The 20,000-nt window shown below is 62.8% G+C and carries 19 protein-coding genes; 17 read left to right on the forward strand and 2 right to left on the reverse strand.

The window, feature by feature from the left end; translation table 11 throughout:
• The first annotated feature begins 220 nt into the window (after window positions 1–220).
• The 17 genes from C6V82_RS02055 to C6V82_RS02135 all read left to right on the forward strand — a co-directional run bounded on the left by C6V82_RS02055 (window position 221) and on the right by C6V82_RS02135 (window position 16,887).
• Window positions 221–1,228, forward strand: a complete 1,008-nt coding sequence (locus C6V82_RS02055) for an asparaginase (RefSeq protein ID WP_102589228.1) — start codon at window positions 221–223, stop codon at window positions 1,226–1,228.
• Between the two features lie 57 nt (window positions 1,229–1,285).
• Window positions 1,286–2,287, forward strand: a complete 1,002-nt coding sequence (locus C6V82_RS02060; RefSeq protein WP_102589229.1) for a TRAP transporter substrate-binding protein — start codon at window positions 1,286–1,288, stop codon at window positions 2,285–2,287.
• Between the two features lie 13 nt (window positions 2,288–2,300).
• On the forward strand, window positions 2,301–2,822 hold the full coding sequence (locus C6V82_RS02065; RefSeq protein ID WP_102589230.1) for a TRAP transporter small permease: 522 nt from the start codon (window positions 2,301–2,303) through the stop codon (window positions 2,820–2,822).
• Between the two features lie 15 nt (window positions 2,823–2,837).
• Window positions 2,838–4,112 carry a TRAP transporter large permease gene (locus C6V82_RS02070; RefSeq protein ID WP_102589231.1) on the forward strand — a complete coding sequence of 425 codons (1,275 nt, stop codon included), beginning with the start codon at window positions 2,838–2,840 and terminating at the stop codon, window positions 4,110–4,112.
• A 58-nt stretch (window positions 4,113–4,170) separates the two neighbouring features.
• Window positions 4,171–5,454 carry a M20 family metallo-hydrolase gene (locus tag C6V82_RS02075; RefSeq protein WP_102589232.1) on the forward strand — a complete coding sequence of 428 codons (1,284 nt, stop codon included), beginning with the start codon at window positions 4,171–4,173 and terminating at the stop codon, window positions 5,452–5,454.
• Window positions 5,438–5,908, forward strand: a complete 471-nt coding sequence (locus tag C6V82_RS02080; RefSeq protein WP_102589233.1) for a RidA family protein — start codon at window positions 5,438–5,440, stop codon at window positions 5,906–5,908. Before C6V82_RS02075 ends, C6V82_RS02080 begins: the two co-directional genes overlap by 17 nt.
• A 15-nt stretch (window positions 5,909–5,923) precedes the next feature.
• Window positions 5,924–7,321 (forward strand): amidase, encoded by a 1,398-nt coding sequence (locus C6V82_RS02085; protein WP_102589234.1) that lies wholly within the window; start codon window positions 5,924–5,926, stop codon window positions 7,319–7,321.
• An 83-nt stretch (window positions 7,322–7,404) separates the two neighbouring features.
• The gene (locus tag C6V82_RS02090) at window positions 7,405–8,295 is read left to right on the forward strand and encodes a LysR family transcriptional regulator (RefSeq protein ID WP_102589235.1); all 891 of its coding nucleotides are present in this window, start codon (window positions 7,405–7,407) and stop codon (window positions 8,293–8,295) included.
• A 107-nt stretch (window positions 8,296–8,402) separates the two neighbouring features.
• Complete coding sequence (locus C6V82_RS02095) at window positions 8,403–9,206, forward strand: putative hydro-lyase (protein ID WP_102589236.1); 804 nt, start codon at window positions 8,403–8,405, stop codon at window positions 9,204–9,206.
• 61 nt (window positions 9,207–9,267) lie between these two features.
• Complete coding sequence (locus C6V82_RS02100) at window positions 9,268–10,335, forward strand: TRAP transporter substrate-binding protein (protein WP_102589237.1); 1,068 nt, start codon at window positions 9,268–9,270, stop codon at window positions 10,333–10,335.
• Between the two features lie 141 nt (window positions 10,336–10,476).
• Window positions 10,477–11,073, forward strand: a complete 597-nt coding sequence (locus C6V82_RS02105) for a TRAP transporter small permease subunit (RefSeq protein WP_102589238.1) — start codon at window positions 10,477–10,479, stop codon at window positions 11,071–11,073.
• Window positions 11,070–12,353 carry a TRAP transporter large permease gene (locus C6V82_RS02110; protein ID WP_102589239.1) on the forward strand — a complete coding sequence of 428 codons (1,284 nt, stop codon included), beginning with the start codon at window positions 11,070–11,072 and terminating at the stop codon, window positions 12,351–12,353. Before C6V82_RS02105 ends, C6V82_RS02110 begins: the two co-directional genes overlap by 4 nt.
• A 51-nt stretch (window positions 12,354–12,404) precedes the next feature.
• The gene (locus C6V82_RS02115) at window positions 12,405–13,100 is read left to right on the forward strand and encodes a DUF2848 domain-containing protein (protein WP_102589240.1); all 696 of its coding nucleotides are present in this window, start codon (window positions 12,405–12,407) and stop codon (window positions 13,098–13,100) included.
• A 38-nt stretch (window positions 13,101–13,138) separates the two neighbouring features.
• A complete protein-coding gene (locus C6V82_RS02120) occupies window positions 13,139–13,945 on the forward strand; it encodes a hypothetical protein (protein ID WP_102589241.1) in 807 nt (268 codons plus the stop codon).
• 66 nt (window positions 13,946–14,011) lie between these two features.
• The gene (locus C6V82_RS02125) at window positions 14,012–15,193 is read left to right on the forward strand and encodes an NADH:flavin oxidoreductase/NADH oxidase (RefSeq protein ID WP_102589242.1); all 1,182 of its coding nucleotides are present in this window, start codon (window positions 14,012–14,014) and stop codon (window positions 15,191–15,193) included.
• A gap of 30 nt (window positions 15,194–15,223) precedes the next feature.
• On the forward strand, window positions 15,224–15,949 hold the full coding sequence (gene pxpB / locus C6V82_RS02130) for a 5-oxoprolinase subunit PxpB (protein WP_102589243.1): 726 nt from the start codon (window positions 15,224–15,226) through the stop codon (window positions 15,947–15,949).
• Window positions 15,949–16,887, forward strand: coding sequence for a 5-oxoprolinase subunit C family protein (locus C6V82_RS02135; protein ID WP_102589700.1), 939 nt, complete (start codon window positions 15,949–15,951; stop codon window positions 16,885–16,887). Before pxpB ends, C6V82_RS02135 begins: the two co-directional genes overlap by 1 nt.
• Window positions 16,888–16,904: 17 nt before the next feature.
• On the opposite strand, the gene C6V82_RS02140 is transcribed toward C6V82_RS02135, so the two are convergent.
• Window positions 16,905–18,359 (reverse strand): aldehyde dehydrogenase family protein, encoded by a 1,455-nt coding sequence (locus C6V82_RS02140; RefSeq protein WP_102589244.1) that lies wholly within the window; start codon window positions 18,357–18,359, stop codon window positions 16,905–16,907.
• Window positions 18,356–19,987, reverse strand: coding sequence for a 5-guanidino-2-oxopentanoate decarboxylase (locus C6V82_RS02145; RefSeq protein WP_102589245.1), 1,632 nt, complete (start codon window positions 19,985–19,987; stop codon window positions 18,356–18,358). Before C6V82_RS02145 ends, C6V82_RS02140 begins: the two co-directional genes overlap by 4 nt.
• Window positions 19,988–20,000 lie beyond the last annotated feature (13 nt).

The raw sequence follows: 20,000 nt of genomic DNA on the forward strand, positions 1-20,000 counted from the left end.
GCGTCTCGTTGTGTTGTCGGTGTTCTGCTTCGGTAATCACAAGGTCGGCGAAAGGCGAGCGCACGTCTGGGCGAGCTTACTCAAAGTGGTCATCACTCTACAGGCTAGAGACTCTTCCACCCCTCGAACTTGCACATTGTGCAAATTTGAGTCTAGCATGATGGCAGATATCAGACATCAGATGTCTGATGTGGTGAGGGCGATACCAACAGGATGCGAGATGACGGGACGACATATCGTGGTGTTCACAACGGGTGGAACGATCGCTAGTGAGCAGGATGTATCCGGGAGAAGTATCTCCGGTGCGCTGCACGGCGAGCAGTTGCTCGACAAGGTCGCGCTGCCGGCAGGTGCGGCGCTCTCGGTGGAAGTCCACTCGCTGTTCCAGAAGCCAAGCAATGCGATTACCAGCGCGGACCTGTTGGAGATGCATCGCCAATGCCAGCGTGTCGCCGACCGCGAGGACGTCGACGGTGTGGTCGTCACCCACGGCACGGACACCCTGGAAGAGACCGCCTACTTTCTCGACATCACCTTGTCCTGCGACGTGCCCTGCGTGATCACCGGCTCACAGCGCGCTCCACATGAGCCGGGCACCGATGCATTCCGCAACCTGGCCGATGCGCTACTGACCGCTGCCGCCACGGCGGTGCGAGGTTTCGGTGTACTGGTTTCCTTTAATCAATCTCTGTTCGCCGCGCGAGATGTGCGCAAGGTCAGCAGTTTCCAGGTGGATGGGTTCGCTTCACCGGGTGCTGGCCCACTTGGCTACGTCGACGGCGAGCGCGTTCATCTGCATAGCCGTCCGGTGCCAGAGAGACGAGCCATCAGACCGGCCCTTCCCGAGTTGCTGGATGACCTGCCGCGCGTCGATCTGCTGCCCGTTTATCTCGATGCCGCACCGACACTGGTCGACCTCGCGCTGAAGGATGGCGCCAGGGGGCTGGTGATCGAAGGCCTGGGGCGCGGTCATGTGCCGCCAGGCTGGGTCGATCGGGTGGCAAGCGCAGTACGTGCCGGCTTCCCGGTGGTGGTGGTCAGCCACTGTCACCGCGGGCCGGTGCATCAGAGTTACGAATTCCCGGGCAGCCTTGCGAGCCTCGAGGCAGCGGGTGCCATCTCGCTGCCCGATTTGAGTGCCCGCAAGGCACGCCTGGCCCTGGCCTCGCTGCTGGCAAGCCCCTCTCGGGAGCCGCTTGCCAAGCGGTTGGCGGCGCTGACGGCGTGAGCATGGCCGTCGATTCACGTGATACATGCTCTACTCACACAACGACAAGGTATTGAAATGAAAAACACAATCACAAAACTGACTCTTGCCACCGCGGTTGCCGCAGCGTCTCTGGGCATGGCCCAGGCGCAGGCCGCCGACTTCACCTTCAGCTTCGCCCACGTACTGATCGAGGATACTCCCAACGGCAAGGCGGCCCTGCGCTTCAAGGAAGAAGTCGAGGAGAAATCCGATGGGCGGATCGAGATCAACGTGTTGCCCGCGGCCCAGGTAGGCGGTGACGTCGAGATCATCGAGCAGATTCAGATGGGCCTGGTGGATATCGGCATTCCGCCGACCGCGACGCTTGGCAACTTCGAGCCACGCATGCAGATTCTCGACCTGCCGTTCTTGATCGCCGACTACGACACCATGGTCGAGGTGCTGGACGGCGAGGTGGGGCGTGAGATCCTCGACACCCTGAACGACGACAACATGTTTGGTGTGAACTTCTGGGGCGCGGGCTTCCGTCACATCACCAACAATGACCGCCCGATCGAAAGCCCCGAGGATCTCGAAGCCATCCGCATGCGCACCATGCAGGCACCGATCATTATTTCCACCTACGAGAACCTGGGCGCCAATGCGACCGCCATGGCCTTCACCGAGGTCTACAACGGGCTGCAGCAAGGCGTGGTTTCAGGCCAGGAAAACCCGCTGGCCAATATCTATACCATGCGCTTCCACGAGGTGCAGGATTACCTCTCGCTGACCAGCCACGCCTATCACGCCTACGCGGCGGTCATCAATCAGGATTCCTGGGACTCGCTGCCGGAGGATCTGCAGGAAATCATGCTGGAAGCCTTCGACAACGGCCGTGATGCCTCGCGTCAAATGACCATCGAGGACGAGAAGGACATTCTCGAGGCAATCGAGGGCGAGATCGCCATCAATGAGATCACCCCGGAAGCTCGTGAAGCCTTCATTGAAGCCAGCATGCCGGTTCACCAGGAGTACGAAAGCGTGGTGACCACCGAGCTGCTGCACAAGGTATACGACGAGATCGGCATCGAGTACTGAGGAATCTTTCCCCATGTTCAAGGCGCTCAATCGCTTCATTGATCGCCTGGAGAGTGTGGCGATGGTCGCGTGCATGTCGATCGCGACCATCATCACCTCCATCCAGGTCGTTTATCGCTACGGCTTCAACAGCTCGCTGTTCTGGGCAGAGGAAGTCGTCATCTACTCCATCATCTGCATGAGTTTCGTCGGGGCCAGCATGGGGGTCAGGCATGGTGCGCATATCTCGGTTGATGTGCTGAACGCCATCGCTTCCCCTTCAGTGAATCGCTGGCTGCATATTGTCGCGGCGGTACTGGGAATCGCCTTTGCCGGGTTCATGGTCTTTTTCGGCTTCCAATTGTTCTTCAGTACGCTGGATCGCGGCCAGCTAACCGCTGCATTGCGGCTGCCCATGGCCTGGTTCTACCTGCCCATTGGCCTTTCTGGCGTATTGTTGATCCTCCGCTATTTGTGGGTCATCCATGAAGCCTGGGTGAAGCCACCAGTCAGCCATGCCGAAGAGATCGCCTCCGGAGCAGACAAGCTCATATAACGACTGGAGATACCCATGATTACGGCTCTTCTGCCAATTTTCTTTGCGGTGTTACTGCTGGGTTTGCCGATCTTCGCGGCGCTGGCATTTGCCGTTTTTCTGGCCATCGAGTTTTTTGGCTCCACCAGTGGTGTGATCGTGCCGATGCGCATGTTCACCGGCATCAACAACTTCTCGTTGATGGCCATACCGTTCTTCATACTGGCGGCCGAATTGATGCGTATCGGTGGGCTGTCGGACCGCCTGATCGACCTGGCCAAGGCGTTGGTGGGGTGGGTGCCGGGAGGGCTTGCGGCGGCTACTGTGCTGTCTTGCCTGTTTTTTGGCTCCATCTCCGGCTCGAGTCCGGCAACCGTGGTGGCAATCGGCTCGATCATGTTTCCCGCGCTGGTGGCGGCCGGTTACAGCAAGCACTTCGCCATCGGGCTGATCGCCACGGCGGGTACCCTCGGGCCGATCGTGCCGCCGAGCATCGCGTTGATCATCTACGGTTCGGTGACCGGTACATCGGTAGGCCGGTTGTTCGCCGCAGGGCTGCTGCCTGCCATCCTGATCGCGTCGATCCTGATTGCCTATTGCATCGTCTTTGCTTCCCTAAAGGGATATGCACGCGCCCCGTTTCCCACGCTTCGCGAGATAGTCGCCGCCTTCAAGTCTGCCGCCTGGGGGCTTGGTCTGCCGTTCATCCTCCTGGGGGGCATCTATAGCGGGGTTTTCACCCCCACCGAGTCCGCGGCGGTGGCGTGTGTCTACGGGTTGTTCGTGGGCATGGTGGTCTACCGCACCATTCGCGTGCCGGAATTGATCGATACGCTGCGTACATCCGGCCTCACGTCGGCCACGCTGCTATTGATCACCGCGGGCGCTTCGGCCTTCTCATGGTTGCTTGCGATCACCGGCACACCTACTCAGCTGGCAAGCCAGGTGCTGTCGTTGACCGATGACCCGATCCAGGTGATGGCTCTGTTCAACGTGGTGATGATCATTGCTGGCTTCTTCCTCGACAGTGCCTCGGCAATCATCGTGCTATCGCCTCTTTTGCAGCCGATCGCCTTTCAGGTGGGGGTCGACCCTGTGCATTTCGGTGTGATCACCCTGATCAACTTCTCTGTTGGCATGATCACGCCGCCGGTGGGCCTGAACCTGTTCGTTGCCATGGCAATATCAAAGATGTCGTTGCCGGAAGTGTTCAAGGCATGCCTGCCCTTGATCGGCTTGATGCTGCTGGCGCTGGTGATCATTACCTACGTGCCGTGGATCAGCACGTGGCTGCCATCACTGATCTATTGAGGCGGATCGCCATGGCGTCATTCACATCGAGATATTCCGAGATTCACAGGGAGGTGTCATGAGCACACTTTCTACATTGGATACTCTGCTGGACGGTGACCGCTTCTGGGCCGACGTCGAGGCGCTGGCCCAGATCGGGGCGCTGTCGCCAAAGGGGATTCGCCGGCTGACACTCGACGAGCATGACAACCGCGCCAGGCTGTGGTTGGTCGAGCAGGGCAGGGCGCTGGGGTGCAAGGCCTATCATGACGACCTGGGCAATGTTTTCCTGCGCCGCGAAGGGCAGGACCCGAGCCTTGCTCCACTGCTGATCGGCAGCCACCTCGACAGCCAGCCAGCGGCGGGTATTCACGATGGGGCGCTGGGCGTGCTGGCGGGTCTTGCGGTGTTGCGTACCCTGCACGAGCAGGGAATCGAGCATCGGCGTTCCATCGACGTGGTGTCATGGACCAACGAGGAGGGAGCGCGCTTCGCCCCAGGCACCTCGGGGTCATCCTGGTTCGCCGGTCGGCGGGATATCGAGACGATACGTGCAGGCCGAGATGACGAAGGGACAGGCTTTGGTGAGGCGCTGGACGCGTGCCTGGCCCTGCTGGAGGCACGTGATGTGACCTTGTGCCCTCGGCCATTCGTCCCCCATGCGTTTCTCGAGTTGCACATCGAACAAGGGCCGGTGCTTGAATCGCTTGGCGTGCCGGTGTGCGCGGTCAACGGTATCCAGGGTGTGAACTGGTACGAGGTAGAGGTGACCGGGCAGGCCAACCATGCCGGCACCACCCCACCTGACGCCAGGCGGGACGCCATGTTGGGCGCGCATGCGTTTATCGGCGAGCTCAGGAAGCTGACCGAGGGTCGCGATGACGACCTGCGCTTCACCATCGGCAAATTCTCGTTGGCCCCGGATTCGGTCAATACCATCGCTGAACGGGCACGCTTCACCATCGACATGCGCCACCCCGACCAGGCGATGCTGGATGCCTTGGACAGCGAGTTTCTGGCCCTGGCAGAGCGGCAATGGGAGGGCTGCGAGGTGAGTCTCAAGGTGACGTCGCAGGTTGCCCCCGTGGCCTTCGACAATGCGCTGCTGGAGGTGGTCGAACAGAGTGTTCGCCAGTATGCCCCCTCTGCCCCGACGCTGGTGTCAGGTGCCTTTCATGATGCTATCCATATCGCGCATGTGTGCCCCACGGCCATGCTCTTCACCCCGTGCCGAGCTGGCATCAGTCACCACCCCGACGAGCACGTGGAGCGAGCGGATGCCGAGGTGGCGGTCCGAGCTCTGGCACACGCCGTCGAACAACTGCTGATGACAAGGATCGATTTCCATGACACAGACCATTGAAGTTGCCGTGGCCTCACAGGGCCTGAGCCTCCCCGCCATCCCCCGCCCCCGTGGCGCCTTCCTTCCCTGGTCCCGGCTGGGCAACCAGTTGTTTCTGGCCGGCCAGATCTGCGAGCGAGGCGGCGAGGTTCTCTTCCCGGGCAAGGTGGGGGGCGAGTTCGATCTCGAGACCGGCAAGTTGGCGGCACAGGCCTGTGCGCTCAACCTGCTGGCATCGCTCAGCGATGCGGTAGGGGGTGACATGAGCCGGGTCGTGCGTTGCGTGCGCATGAATGGATTCGTCAACGTGGCGCCCGGGTTCCATGACGTGCCGTTGGTGATCAATGGCGCCTCGGAGCTGTTTATCGCGCTGTTCGGCGAGAACGGACGCCATGCCCGTACGGCTATCGGCGTCGCCACTCTACCCGGTAACGCAGCCGTCGAAGTCGAATCGATCTTCGAGATCCGTGATTGACCCAGGAGCCATGCCATGACTGACTCACCTCTGACGCGCCCGCTGCGCAAGCAGTACGCCGAGCTGCGCGACGGCAAGCTCACCGCCACCGCGCTGGTCGACGCCTCACTTGAGGCCTATCGAACACGTGGCAAGCGCGATCATGCCTACCTGACCTGGAACGGCGAGCCGGCTCGGGCCTTCGCCGCCGCCACCGATGCCCTGCTGGCACAAGGAGGCGATGCCGGTGCACTGATGGGCATGGCGATATCGATCAAGGACATCTATGCGGTCCCGGGTCTGCCGACCTATGCGGGTTCGTCGACACGCTTGCCTGCCGATTGGGAGCGCCCAGGGCCGATGATCAGTGCGCTGTTGGCACAGTGCCCCAGCGTGATGGGCAAGACGCATTCCGTGGAGTTCGCCTTCGGGGGGCTTGGTACCAACGCTCACTGGGGGGCGCCTCGCAACCCATGGGATGCGGTGAACCACCGTACGCCGGGTGGCTCCAGCTCTGGTGCCGGCGTGTCGTTGGTGGGAGGCACGGCGAGCCTGGCACTGGGGACGGATACCGCCGGTTCGGTGCGTGTTCCTGCCTCCATGACCGGGGTGGCGGGGCTCAAGACCACCGCCGGACGCTGGTCCACTGAGCAGATCGTGCCGCTCTCCAGCACTTTGGATACCCCTGGGCTGCTGGCGCGCCGCGTGGATGATCTGGCGTTCGCCTTCGATGCCCTGGATGACTCGCTGAGTGTGTCACGGCAACGTGTGCCCGCAAGGCCAGCGCTCGCCGACCTGACCTTCGGCGTTCCCGAGCACTTCTTCTGGGATGACTGTAGCCCAGGCATTGCCGAGACGGTGCGCGATGCGATCCAGCGCCTGGAGTCGGCAGGGGCTCGCCTGGTGCCTCTGGAGCTGCCAGGTACCGACGATGCCTTTGCACTCTTCCAGCAAGGGGGCCTGGCGGCGGCGGAACTGGCCGCCTTCCTCAGGACGTCCCTGCCCGAGTCGATCCCGAACCTGGACCCCAATGTCGCCGCGCGTGTCGCCGCCGCCGACGACATGCCGGCGTGGGAGTACGTGCGGCGCCGCTCCTTGATCGAATCGCTGTATCGCGAGGCGGCGGACAGGATGGCTGATGTGGATGCGGTGCTGACACCCACGGTCGCCCTGACCCCGCCCACGCTCGAGAGCCTTGTACCAGAGGGCGCCTATCCCAAGGCCAACATGCATGCGTTGCGTAACACGGTGATCGCCAACTTCCTGGGGCTGTGTGGGCTGACCCTTCCGGTGGGCAAGGACGCGGCGGGAATGCCGGTAGGGCTACAGGTGCTGTCGGGCCCCTGGCAAGATGCCCGCCTGCTGGCGGTGGGGCAGGCCATCGAGAACGAGCTCGGTAACGGACTGGAGATTCTTGGCATGCCGCCTGCCTGATGATGGGCTACTCGGCTGGATCGCCCGCGGGTGACCAGCCGGTGGTACCATGACACGACGTGTCTTGTGGGGTGGGTTGCATCATGAATATCCGTACGCTGGAGACGTTCGTGTGGATCTCCCGGCTGGGTAGCTTCAGAGCGGCGGCGAAACGTCTCTACGCCTCGCAGCCATCGATCTCCGCGCGAATTTCGGGCCTCGAGGATCAGTTGGGGGTCGAGCTTTTCGACCGGGTGGGCCGGAAGGTGACGCTGACCGCCAAGGGCCGGGAGCTTCTGACCTATGCCGAGAAGATCCTGGTATTGCATGGCGAAATGCTGCAGGTCGTGGCTCAGCCCGCCTCCATACATGGCACCATTCGCCTCGGTGTTTCGGAGACCATCGCCCATACGTGGTTGCCGAAACTCATCGAAAGAGTCAGTGACGCCTATCCCGCCATCAACCTCGAACTGGATGTCGATATCTCGGTGAATCTCGCCGATAAAGTGATCAATCACGACATCGATATCGCCTTCTTGATGGGCAAGATCACTCAGCCGGGCATCATCAACAAGGACCTGTGCCGATATTCGCTGGTGTGGGTGGCAAGCCCTTCCCTGGCGATTCCCGATGCGCCCATATCGCTTGCCGAGCTGGCTAAATGGCCGATCATCACCTATCCGAGACGCAGCGAGCCCTACAACAACATCCGATCTCTCGTCGATCCAATGAATCACTCCACGCGGATCCATTCCAGTTCTTCGTTATCCACGATCATTCGCATGACCGTGGATGGCATCGGGGTCAGTGCGTTGCCCCGCGAGATCGTAAAGCAAGCGCTTGATACAGGCGTATTGCGCGAATTCCAGGTGTCTGCGTCGATTCCTGATCTGGCGTTCTCGGCCGCTTATGGGTCAGGCCCCGGCAGCAACGTGGTGCAGGCCGTGGCGGAGTTGGCGTTCACGACGGTCGAGCAGGGTCGCGAAGGGTGCTGAGATCACCAGCTGATCCATTTTTTGGATCAAAAGTGATATTAATTTTCGATTTGTATAAATCAGTGTTTCTGCCTTAACTGTATGTATCTCTTCACCGAGGCAGAACGATGACGTCAGACACTCCACTGGATGCCCGATCTTCACCGCGAGCGGTACGCCTGGCGGCCAGAAAGGGTGAGTTGACGGGGCCGACGTCGGGGCTTGCCAGCGGCTTCGTGCAGGTCAACCTGGTCATCCTCCCCGAGGCCGAGGCCAACGGCTTTCTGCGTTTCTGTCAGGCCAACCCCAAGCCCTGCCCGTTGATCGCGGTAAGCGAGCCCGGTCAACGTGAGTGCTCGGTATTGGGTGCCGATCTCGATATCGCGCGGGACGTCCCGGCCTATCGTCTCTATCGCCACGGTAAAACGAGCGGCACGCTCGAGAGTGTTGCCAATGAATGGCGCGACGACCTGGTGACCTTTGCGCTTGGGTGTTCCTTTACCTTCGAGCATGCCCTCGTTCAGGCGGGATTGCGGGTCAGGCACATCGACGAGCAGCGTAATGTGCCGATGTTCAACACCACGATTCCCCTTTCCTCGGCCGGTGGGTTCGGCGGCAACCTGGTGGTGTCGATGCGGCCTTTCCTTGCCGCCGATGCCATCCGTGCCATCCAGATCACCACCCGTTTCCCGCAGGTGCATGGCTCGCCGGTTCATCTGGGGGACCCCGCGCTGATCGGTATTTCGGATATTCACTCTCCCGACTACGGAGACACCGTATCCGTGGGGGATGATGAACTTCCCGTGTTCTGGGCCTGTGGCGTGACGCCGCAACAGGTGCTGATGGACGCGGGCGTCGAGTTCGCCATCACCCACAGCCCGGGCCATATGCTGGTCACGGATATTCCTGACAGTGGCTTGGCCCTTTTCTAAACACTTTCCATTTCTATTTCCCGGCAACAATCACTCCCCGGCAACAAAAAGAGAGGCATCCATGATGACGACAAGAAAAACCCTGGTTTCCGCCATCGCGATTGGCATGACGGTAGTGGGCTCACATGCCCTGGCCCAGGACATCGACGAGACCAATATTGCCTACGTGGGCAGCTGGAGCAGCCTGTCGTTGTTCCAGAACTTCGAGCGTCCCTTCTGGGGGGAGCACATTCCCGAAGCTTCAGGTGGCAATATCACCACCGATGTCACCACCTTCGACCAGATGGGCCTTGGCGGAGGCGAGGTGTATCGCCTGATGGGCCGTGACGTGATCGAGGTGACCTCGACGGTGGCCGACTACGCCGTGCAGGATGCGCCGGAGCTCGAAGGCCTGGACATGCCGATGATCGCGCCTGACGTCGAGACCGCACGCGAGGTGGCCGAGGCCTACCGCCCGGTGCTGGCCGATGCCTTTGCCGAGCGTTTTGATAACGCCAAGCTGCTGGCGGTGGTTCCCTATCCTTCGCAGATGGTCTTCTGCAATGCCGAGATCGACGGACTGGGCGATCTTGCCGGCAAGAAAGTGCGTGCCAGCGGGCGTACCACCGCGGAGTTCCTCGAGGCACTGGGCGCCGAAGGGATCACCCTGAACTTCAGCGAAGTGCCCGGTGCCCTTCAGCGTGGGGTCATCGATTGTGCGGTGACCGGCTCACTGTCCGGCTACAGCTCCGGCTGGTATGAAGTGTCCACCCACCTGTATCCGCTGCCGGTGGGTGGCTGGGATCACGTGGTGACCGCCATGAACGGTGGCAAGTGGGAGTCGCTTTCGGCCGAGACCCAGGAGTGGCTGATGGCCGAGATCAAGGAGAACTACGAGGATCCGGTATGGGAGTCCGCGGTCGAGGAGACCCGTGAAGGCATTGCCTGCCTGACCGGTGAAGGCGAGTGTACCCGTGGTGAGCCGGGCGACATGGTGCTGGTGGAAGCCACCGACCAGGACTTTACCGATGCCAGCCGCCACCTCGAAGAGACCTTGCTGCCCAACTGGGCCGAGCGCGTGGATCAGGAGTGGGTGGATCGCTGGAACGAGACCATCGGCAGCGTGACCGGCCTGACCGCATCCAAGTAAGCACACCCTGATGCGTCCCGTTCGAGCAGGTCGTGTTCGAACGGGACCGTGTGTGGCCAAACACAGTTCTACTCAGATCAGTGTTCTACCAACCATTGGCGGCCGGGCTGAACCATTGCCCGGCCTCGCCTGGAGAGTGACATGTTGCAATCGGTGAATACCGCTCTCGACCGTGTGCTCGATGGTGTGCAGGTGGGCTCGCTATGGATGGCGCGGGCAGGCGGCGTGTTGATCCTGCTGACCGTAGGGATGGTGACCATCGAGGTGTTCTCGCGCCAGTTGATGGGGCGCTCCGCCGTCCATGCCACCGAGTTGACCGGCTATGTGATGGCGATCAGCACCAGTTGGGCGTTTGCCTTCACGCTGGTGCGCAAGGCCCACATTCGCATCGATGCGCTGTATCTCAACTTTCCCATGCGCATACGTGCCTGGCTCGACCTGCTCGCGCTGCTTGCCATGGCGCTGTTCTGCATCCTGGTGGTGGGGGCCGCGTTCGAGGTCGCCAAAGACTCCTTCACCGGCGGTGCCCGCGCCAATACCCCGCTGGGGACACCGGTGTGGATCCCGCAATTCCTGTGGGTGATCGGGCTTGCCTGGTTCAGCTTGGCCGTCGGCCTGATGTCGCTTCGCGTGCTGCTGGGGCTTGTGTCGGGCGATTTCGCAGGCGTCCAGAATCTCGCCGGCAGTCCCACCCTCGATGAGCAGATCAGCGACGAAAACCACGAGGCTACCTCATGATACTCACCGCATTGCTGGTTCTGCTCGTGCTGCTGGTATTGAGCATCCCGGTGGCAGCCACCTTGATCGTGCTCGGCCTTTTTCTCGACGAACTCTTTTCCCCATTTCCGCTGGCCCGCGCCATGGGCGATGTCATCTGGTCAGCGTCTGACAGCTTCCTTCTGATCGCGATTCCGCTGTTCATCCTGCTGGGGGAAATCCTGGTGCGAACCGGCATCGCCAAGGGTACCTATCGGGCCCTGGAGAGCTGGCTCTCCTGGCTGCCGGGTGGCCTGCTGCATGCCAATATCGGCACCGCGACCCTGTTCTCGGCCACCTCGGGCTCAAGCGTTGCCACCGCTGCCACCATCGGCACCGTGGCACTCCCACAGGGCAAGGAGATGAACTACGATCCCAGGCTTTTCACTGGCTCGATCGCCGCCGGTGGCACCCTGGGCATCATGATTCCTCCCTCGATCAACCTGATCGTCTATGGCTTTTTGACCGAGACCTCAATCCCTCAGCTGTTCGCGGCTGGCCTGGTGCCGGGGCTTCTGTTGGCGCTGTTGTTCATGGCGGGCACTGCGTTGATCTGCATGTGGCGTCCGAGTCTTGGTGGCCCCAGCAGTTCTCACAGCTGGTCGGAGCGGATTTCAGGCCTCAGGCATTTGCTGCCGGTGTTGATCCTGTTCGGGGTGGTGGTTGGGTCGATCTATGCTGGCCTGGCGACCCCGACCGAAGCGGCTTCGCTTGGGGTGATCGGGGCGATGCTGATCGCTGCGTTCATGCGCAAGCTGTCGCTTTCGATCATCGTCGAGGCGCTGGATGGCACCATGCGTACCACGGGCATGATCATGCTGATCATCATCGCCTCCTATTTCCTCAATTTCGTGCTTGCCTCCACCGGTGTGACCCGTGAACTGACGGTGTTCCTTGAGTCGGCAGGCCTCGGGCCCTATGCCACGCTGATGCTGGTGATTGCGCTTTACATCGTGCTCGGCTTCTTCATCGAGACGCTGTCGTTGATGGTCATCACGATTCCGATCGTGGCCCCGATCATCATTGGCATGGGGTTCGATCCGGTGTGGTTCGGCATTCTGCTGATCCTGCTGATCGAGATGGCCCTGATCACCCCGCCTGTCGGCCTCAACCTCTATGTGGTTCAGGGGGTGCGCGAGGGTGGCTCATTCAACGACGTGATGGTGGGGGCGATGCCCTATGTCGGGTTCATGTTCCTGATGGCGATCCTGCTGATTCTGTTCCCGTCGTTGGCCATGTTCCTGCCGAACATGCTGGGCTGAGCAATACATGATCCAATTCACGACGTTACGAACAGCGACAGGAGTCAAACCATGACGACGTTTTATTTGATGGAAAGCGGCGAGTCGAAAGAAAGCGGCGAGACAGTGGAGGTCGAGATAAAGGAGTTGATCATCGCGGGCTGGGCCGGCCGTGAGCAGGCGGGGATCGACGAGCATATCGAAGAGCTCAAGGCGATTGGCGTAACGCCGCCTTCCAGCACGCCGCTGTTCTATCGCGTGGCAGCCAATCAGCTGACCAGCGACGAGACCATCCAGGTCTTGGGGTCGGCCTCCAGTGGCGAGGTCGAGGTAGTGTTGATCGGTACGCCCCAGGGCACCTTGGTGGGCATCGGCTCGGATCACACCGACCGTGAAGCCGAGGCCTGGTCGGTGGCGCACTCCAAGCAGGTGTGCGCCAAACCGGTGGGCCGTCAGGTGTGGTGGCTGGATAGCGTGATCGATCACTGGGACAAGCTCGAGATGACGTCCTACGCCACCATCGATGGCAACGAGGTGCTTTATCAGCAGGGTGGTGTGACGGACCTGTTGCACCCGGCCGACCTGCTGCAACGCTTCGGCCTTGATGAGACACGACTGGCGCCGGGCCAGGCCATGCTCTGCGGCACCTTGCCGGTGATCGGTGGGGTACGCCCGGCGCAGGCGTTCCGCATGGTGCTGTCGGACCCGGTCAGCGGTGCTGAACTGACCCACCGCTATGCCATGACCACGCTGCCGGTCGTTGCCTGATGTCCCTCTCTGGCGTGTAAACCTTGGGAGTGTAAACCTTGCTGACGGTCCTGCTGGTCAAGCTGGTCGCTACTGCCGTGGTGGTGATCGGCGTGTCAGTCGCGGTGGGCAAATTGGGCCCGCGTCTGGGTGGCATCATCGCCGGCACCCCGATCGTGCTTGGGCCTGGGTACTTCTTCATGCTGCAGGAGCGCCCCGCGGCGTTCATCGAGAGCGCGGCCCTCTCCACACTGCATGCGCTGGTGGCCACGTTGCTGTTCAGTATCTGCTTCGTGGTCAGTGCCCACCGCATGGGGGCGCTGGCAAGCCTGGGGCTCGCCACGTTGTGCTGGATTCCGGCCGCCTTGCTGTTTTCGTTGATGCCGGGTGGCGTCTTGGTGGCGGTATTGATGTATGGCGTGGTGCTGCTGGTGGCCGAGGCCGTCAAGCGGGCGCTCAAGCTGAACCAGCCGGTGGTTGTCGCGACCTCGGGATGGTTCGATCTGCTGCTGCGTGGCCTGCTGGCGGGTGTGCTGGTCAGCGTGGCGACCACCCTTGCGGCCCGCTCCGGACCCCTGCTTTCGGGCATGCTGGTGGGCTTTCCGGTTGGTCTGTTCACCATCGGCTGGACCCTCCACCAGCGCTACGGTGCCGATGTGGCACGCGCCACCGTCAGCGCGGCGCAGCAGGGCATGCTAAGCCTGGTGGCGTTTGGTGTGGTCACCGCCACGTTTGCCAGTATCACGCCACCCCTGGTCACTTTCCTGCTGTCGCTTGGGGCTTCGGTGGGGGTGAGCGCGCTGTTGTTCTTGCGCAGTCAATGGCGGGTTCGGCGGATGCTGGCGCGGCAGTCCCAAGGTCGATAATCCTCGCTTGAACTTATAAAACTTGAACTTACAAAAGTCGTATCTATAACAATGGAAGGTGGTTTCATGACCAGTACTTCTCTTGACGAGCAGGGCGCGCCGTCGAAGGACGCCGTCATCGATTCGCGATCGGGTGGTGAAAATGCCCGCCGTATCCTGCGCCGTGACCCTAACCCTCACATGTTTCGCCCGGTGACGTTTCGCTCGGTCACGGCACGCAATCGCATCATGATGTCGCCGATGTGCCAGTATTCGGGTCAGGATGGGCTCTCCAACGACTGGCACTTCGTGCATCTCGGCGCACGAGCCGCCGGTGGAGCCGGCCTGGTGTTCACCGAAGCGGTACACATCGAGCCACGTGGACGAATTACGCCGCATTGCCTGGGATTGTGGAACGACGAGCAGCGTGACCGACTCGCGCGTATCGCGGCTTTCGTCGAGGCCCAGGGCGCGGTGCCGGGCATCCAGCTCGGGCACGCTGGCCGCAAGGCATCGGTGGGGCGCCCCTGGGAGGGCTCGCATCCGCTGAGCCCGAGTGAGGGTGGCTGGGATGATCTGGTATCGGCTTCCGCCTTGCCGTATGCCAGCAAATGGGGTGTGCCGGCAGCCATGTCGACGTCACAAATCGACGAATCGATGGCAAGCCTCAAGGCCAGTACCCGTCGCGCCCGGGAAGCGGGGTTCAAGGCCCTGGAACTGCATGGTGCCCATGGCTACCTGATTCATCAATTTCTCTCCCCACTGAGCAACCATCGCGCGGACGAGTACGGCGGTACGTTTGAAAACCGGATTCGCTTCCTGCTTGAATCGATTGCGGTGGTACGGGAAGAGTGGCCGGACGATCTGCCGCTGTTTGTACGGCTCTCTTGTACCGACTGGGTGGAAGGCGGTTGGACACTCGACGACACGGTGCGTCTGGCGGGCCTGCTGCATACCCAGGGGCAGGTGGACCTGATCGACTGCTCATCTGGCGGCAACGACCCGCGGCAGCAGATTCCGATCCACCCCGGCTACCAGATCCCGCTTGCCCAGGCGGTTCGCCAGGGTACCGGCATGGCCACCGGCGCGGTGGGGCTGATACACAGCCCCGACCTGGCCGAATCGGTGATCGCCAACGGCCAGGCTGACCTGGTGGTGCTGGGGCGCGCATTGCTGGCCGACCCTGCCTGGCCGCTGCGCGCCGCCGCCACGCTCAAGGCGGAGAATGTCGCCTGGCCGAAGCAGTACGAGCGGTCGAATATCTTTTAGGCGAGGCATGAAGGCTTTGGAGAAGACGCCATGAGTGATTGTCCCCAACCCCGGCTGGAACCCGCCGGCCTGGATGCCTGGATGGTCCGCCTGTTCGATTCCATCGAGGAGCGCAATCTGGTGTGGTTGACCGCCCTTGCCAAGCAGTGCGAGCAGGCCCTTGGCAGCGCGCTGGTCGATCTGGTGCCGTCCTACACGACCCTGCTGGTGGTATTCGACCCGCTTCGGCTGACCCCCGGTGAGGTACGCCAGCGGCTCATCGAACTACTGGCCGGGCTTACGCCCGACGAAGCCGCCGCCGAGGGCATGCTTCGCGAATTGCCGACCTGGTACGACCCAAGCGTAGGGCCAGATCTCTCGCGAGTCGCCGAGCGTTCGAGCCTTTCGGTCGAGGCGGTGATCGAGGCCCACGCCAATCGCGAATATCGCGTGTTCGCGCTGGGCTTCGCGCCGGGTTTCGGCTTCATGGGGCTGCTCGATGAACGCCTGGAGTGCCCGCGCCTGGAAACGCCACGCCGCAAGGTGCCGGCGGGCAGCGTGGCGCTCGCCGGCCGGCAGACAGCGGCGTATCCCGTGGTGACGCCAGGCGGCTGGAATCTGGTGGGGCGTACCTCCGCCCGCTTGTTCGATCGGGATCGCGAGGGGTTCAGCCTGCTGCGGGTAGGGGATCGTGTGCGTTTCGTGCCCGTCGACAAGGCGGAATTCGAACAGCAGGGTGGTGATACGACCCCAGCAGTGAGTGAGGGGGCGTCATGATGGCCGAGAAACGTAGCGGGTTTTTCGTCAAGCGAGCGGGGCCACTAGCCTTGCTGCAGGATGCGGGGCGTTTCGGGGTCCGCCAGTTGGGGGTGACCCAGGGTGGGCCGGTGGACCTGCATGCCTGGGCCTGGGCCAACCAGCTGGTCGGTAATGCCTGGGGGGCAGCGGCGCTTGAAATCACCTTCGGTGGCCTGCAGCTGGTTGCCGAACAGGACCTCACGGTGGCGGTGGCTGGCGCCGACCTTTCCGCCACACTGGATGATTCCCCACTGCCATTGTGGCGAACCGCCAGCGTGCGCAAGGGCCAGCGCCTGGCGTTCGGCTCGCCCGCCAATGGCCTGCGCGCCTACCTGGCGGTGGCCGGCGGCTTTGCCGCCGAGCCGGTGCTGGGCAGCGTGGCCTGTGTGGCCAGGGAAGGGCTTGGCGGTTTCGATGGCCGAGGCAGCCGGCTGGCGGAAGGCGATAGCCTGCCTGTGTGGAAGACGTCGGGTTCAGGCCGCGAGACGCGCGAGGCGCCGGATAACGAACGGCCGGATTACCGTGCCACCGCCCAGCTGGCGTTGCTGCCCGGCGCCCAGGTCGGGGCTTTTACCGGTCGCAGCCTGTATGTCGCCTTCAACAGTGAATGGCGGGTGGATGACCGTGCCGACCGCATGGGGATTCGCCTGACCGGCCCCACGCTGCGCTGCCGGATCGAGTCGTTGATTTCGGAGGGGATCTCGCTGGGTGCCATTCAGGTGCCACCCGATGGCCAGCCCATCGCACTGCTCAACGACCGCCAGACCATCGGTGGCTATCCGCGCCTGGGTAACCTCACCCCACTTGCCGCCTCGCGGCTTGCCCAGTGCATGCCCGGGCAGGTGGTGACGCTCAAGGCCGTGGCAATCGAGCATGCCCTGGACGAACATCGACGGTTCCTGAGGCGCTTTGGCTGAACGCGTGCCACAACGGATTATCCTTCATCGGCCGTGCCCACCAGGTGCTTGACCGCAAGGAAGGCCGCCAGCCCCCACGGCCCCAGCTCCCGTCCGATCCCGCTGCGCTTGAATCCGCCCCAGCCGGTCTGGGGCAGTACCAGTTGTTCGCTGTTGACCCAGATGCTGCCTGCCCTGAGCCTGCGGGCGATTCGTCGCGCGCGCTGCGGATCGCCACTGACCACCGTGGCCGCCAGCCCAAACTCGCTGTCGTTGGCGAGCCTGATCGCTTCGGCTTCGTCATCGATACCGCGTGCGCAGAGCACGGGGCCGAAGATCTCCTCCTGCCATAAGCGGCTGGTGGTCGGCACATCGCGATACAGGGTCGGGGCGAGAAAGTAGCCGTGGCGGGGTAGGGTGCGGTGACGCGCGTCGCGCACCGCCACGAGACCTTCCTGTTCGGCGAGGGCCAGGTAGCCACGAACCGAGTCGCGCTGTCGTGCGCTGGTCAGGGGGCCCATGTCAGTGTCCTCCACCAGCGGATCACCCAATACGAGGGCATCGATGCGATGGGCGAGGGCCGCGTAGAGCGGCTCCGCCACGTCCTTGTGAACCAGTAGACGTGACGTCGCCGAGCAGATCTGGCCGGCATTGAGATAAATGCCGGCCATGACCCAGTCGGCCGCCCGTTCAGGATCGGCATCCTCCATGACGATGATCGGTGACTTGCCTCCGAGCTCCAGCGATACCCCGGCGGTTCGATCGGCTGCGGCATGCATCACGGCTTCGCCTACCCGGTTGCTGCCGGTGAACGAGATCTTGTCGATGTCGAAATGGGCGGCGAGTGGCGCACCGATGCCTTGACCGTCCCCGAACAGGACATTCAGTACGCCGGCGGGCAGGTCGATCTCCAGGGCGATCTCGGCCAACGCGCGTTCCGGCAATGGCGTCACTTCCGAGGGCTTGAGTACCACCGTGCAGCCGGCGGCGAGTGCCGGGGCGAGCTTCCACGCACTGGTCACCAGGGGAAAATTCCAGGGGGTGATCAACCCGACCACACCGACCGGGTCGTGATAGCAGCGCGCTTCGACACCTTCCATGTCGAGCTTGACCCGCTCCCCCTGACGCCGATCCAGTGCCCTTGCCTGATTGGCGTAGTAACGATAACAGGCGATGGCGTCGTCCAGATCGATGTGCGCTTCCGCCAGCACTTTTCCGTTGTTGATCGACGAAAGCCGGGCCAGTTCGTCTCGCCGGCGTGACAGTGCCTCGGCGAACCCCTCCAGGTACTTTCCGCGCTCGGCGCCGGAGAGCCCCTGCCAGGCGGGAAGGGCACGCTGGGCAGCGCCCACGGCGTTATCCACGTCGTCGGGATGACCGGTCGTCACTTCGGTGATGAGCGCTTCCGTGTAGGGGTTGATGACCGGAAGCCGCTGATGGCTGGCCGAGGCGACCCACTCATTGTCGATGAACTGGTGCTCGTGGGGGCTCATGCCGGCTCCTCGATAGTGGATGCATTGCCCTGGCACCAGGCCATCCAGGCGCCGGCATCGACTTCTATGAGAAAGGGCCCATCGCCTGGCCGGCTGGCGAGCGCCTCGGCAAGCTCGGGTGGCGAATCGACACGGGTGGCCAAGCAGCCAAATCCCTTGGCGACGGTGATGAAATCGGGAGCCCGAATGTCGACGCCCAGGGGCTCGACGCCGTGTTCATCCATGTAGCGACGAATCTCCTCATACCCCTTGTTATGCCACAGCAGAATCACCACGGGCAGCTGTGCTTCCACGGCGGTGGCAAGCTCCGACAGGGTGAACATGACGCCGCCATCCCCGACCAGCGCGATGACCGGCAGCGCCGGTTGTCCAAGCTGCGCGCCCAGCGCCGCGGGCAGGCCGTATCCCAGGGTTCCGTAGCCGGTGGAGGCATTGAAGAAGTGCCGGGGCGCCGGCAGCGACAGCAAGTGGTTTGCCGCATAGACCGGGGCGGTGGAGTCACCCACCCAGATGGCATTGGGCAGTGCATGGCGCAAGGTGTCGCACAACGGGACGAAAGGCGAGAGCGCGGGGTCATGGGCAAGGTTCAGCGCGTCGCGTGTCATGCTGGTGCGCGCCGCGCCCTGCTTGTCGAGTGGAACCGGGAAATGTTCCAGCAGCCGCGTCAGGGCTTGGGCCGCATCGCTGATCAGTCCAAGCGACAAGGCTTGGTTGCGCACCAGTTGCTGGGCATCCAGGTCGATGCGAATGAGCCGGCCGGTCAGCTCGAAGCCGTCATCGAAGACCACGTCGTAGTCGGTCTCGCCGAGTTCGGTGCCGATGGCCAGAATCACATCGGCTTCGCTTGCCAGCCGGCGTACCGCTGCCAGACCCGTGTTGGCACCCAGGTCGAGAGGGTGCGCCTCGCCGAGCAGGCCCTTGGCATTGATGGTGGTGGCCGTGGGGGCGTCGAGGCGCGTGACCAGTTCTCTGGCGGTATCGGGGGCGTTGACGCAGCCGCCGCCGAGCAGCACCAGAGGGCGTTCGGCGTGATGCAGCCACTGGGCCGCCTGGGCAATACCGGTAGGGTCGGGGGAGGCTGGGTGGATCATCGGCGCGGACCACTCCCCGGGCGGGGTCACGTGAGCGTCGAAGAGGTCGATGGGGATCTCGATATGCACCGGGCCGGGACGCTGGCCCTGGAACACGGCGAAGGCTCGGGCCAGCGTCTCCGGCAAGCCGGCGGGGTCGAGCAGGGTATGGCTGAAGCGTGCCACACCGGCCACCAGCCGCTGCTGACTCTCCAGCTCGTGCAGCCGGCCCTGGCCACGGCCAAGGGTATCCCGGCGGTTGACGCTGGAGATCACCAGCATGGGGACCGAGTCGGCCAGCGCCTGGCCCATCGCGGTGGCGATATTGGTCATGCCGGGGCCGGTGATGATCAGGCATACGCCGGGCCTGCCCGTCGCGCGGGCGTAGCCATCGGCCATGAAGCCGGCGCCCTGCTCGTGGCGAGGGGTGACATGGCGAACGCCGCTCTCCTGGAGGCCACGGTAGAGCTCCACGGTATGCACACCGGGAATACCGAAAAGCGTATCGACGCCATAGCGATCGCGCAGTAGGCGAATGAGTAGTTCAGCACAGGTCATCTTGGGCTCCGTG

The sequence above is a fragment of the Halomonas urumqiensis genome, from assembly GCF_003028575.1.
Lineage (GTDB): Bacteria > Pseudomonadota > Gammaproteobacteria > Pseudomonadales > Halomonadaceae > Halomonas > Halomonas urumqiensis.

Excerpts from the sequence above, each read along its gene's own strand:
- C6V82_RS02055 (WP_102589228.1), top strand. The coding sequence starts at position 221 with ATGACGGGACGACATATCGTGGTGTTCACAACGGGTGGAACGATCGCT.
- C6V82_RS02060 (WP_102589229.1), top strand. The coding sequence starts at position 1,286 with ATGAAAAACACAATCACAAAACTGACTCTTGCCACCGCGGTTGCCGCA.
- C6V82_RS02065 (WP_102589230.1), top strand. The coding sequence starts at position 2,301 with ATGTTCAAGGCGCTCAATCGCTTCATTGATCGCCTGGAGAGTGTGGCG.
- C6V82_RS02070 (WP_102589231.1), top strand. The coding sequence starts at position 2,838 with ATGATTACGGCTCTTCTGCCAATTTTCTTTGCGGTGTTACTGCTGGGT.
- C6V82_RS02075 (WP_102589232.1), top strand. The coding sequence starts at position 4,171 with ATGAGCACACTTTCTACATTGGATACTCTGCTGGACGGTGACCGCTTC.
- C6V82_RS02080 (WP_102589233.1), top strand. The coding sequence starts at position 5,438 with ATGACACAGACCATTGAAGTTGCCGTGGCCTCACAGGGCCTGAGCCTC.
- C6V82_RS02085 (WP_102589234.1), top strand. The coding sequence starts at position 5,924 with ATGACTGACTCACCTCTGACGCGCCCGCTGCGCAAGCAGTACGCCGAG.
- C6V82_RS02090 (WP_102589235.1), top strand. The coding sequence starts at position 7,405 with ATGAATATCCGTACGCTGGAGACGTTCGTGTGGATCTCCCGGCTGGGT.
- C6V82_RS02095 (WP_102589236.1), top strand. The coding sequence starts at position 8,403 with ATGACGTCAGACACTCCACTGGATGCCCGATCTTCACCGCGAGCGGTA.
- C6V82_RS02100 (WP_102589237.1), top strand. The coding sequence starts at position 9,268 with ATGATGACGACAAGAAAAACCCTGGTTTCCGCCATCGCGATTGGCATG.
- C6V82_RS02105 (WP_102589238.1), top strand. The coding sequence starts at position 10,477 with ATGTTGCAATCGGTGAATACCGCTCTCGACCGTGTGCTCGATGGTGTG.
- C6V82_RS02110 (WP_102589239.1), top strand. The coding sequence starts at position 11,070 with ATGATACTCACCGCATTGCTGGTTCTGCTCGTGCTGCTGGTATTGAGC.
- C6V82_RS02115 (WP_102589240.1), top strand. The coding sequence starts at position 12,405 with ATGACGACGTTTTATTTGATGGAAAGCGGCGAGTCGAAAGAAAGCGGC.
- C6V82_RS02125 (WP_102589242.1), top strand. The coding sequence starts at position 14,012 with ATGACCAGTACTTCTCTTGACGAGCAGGGCGCGCCGTCGAAGGACGCC.
- pxpB (WP_102589243.1), top strand. The coding sequence starts at position 15,224 with ATGAGTGATTGTCCCCAACCCCGGCTGGAACCCGCCGGCCTGGATGCC.
- C6V82_RS02135 (WP_102589700.1), top strand. The coding sequence starts at position 15,949 with ATGGCCGAGAAACGTAGCGGGTTTTTCGTCAAGCGAGCGGGGCCACTA.
- C6V82_RS02140 (WP_102589244.1), bottom strand. The coding sequence starts at position 18,359 with ATGAGCCCCCACGAGCACCAGTTCATCGACAATGAGTGGGTCGCCTCG.
- C6V82_RS02145 (WP_102589245.1), bottom strand. The coding sequence starts at position 19,987 with ATGACCTGTGCTGAACTACTCATTCGCCTACTGCGCGATCGCTATGGC.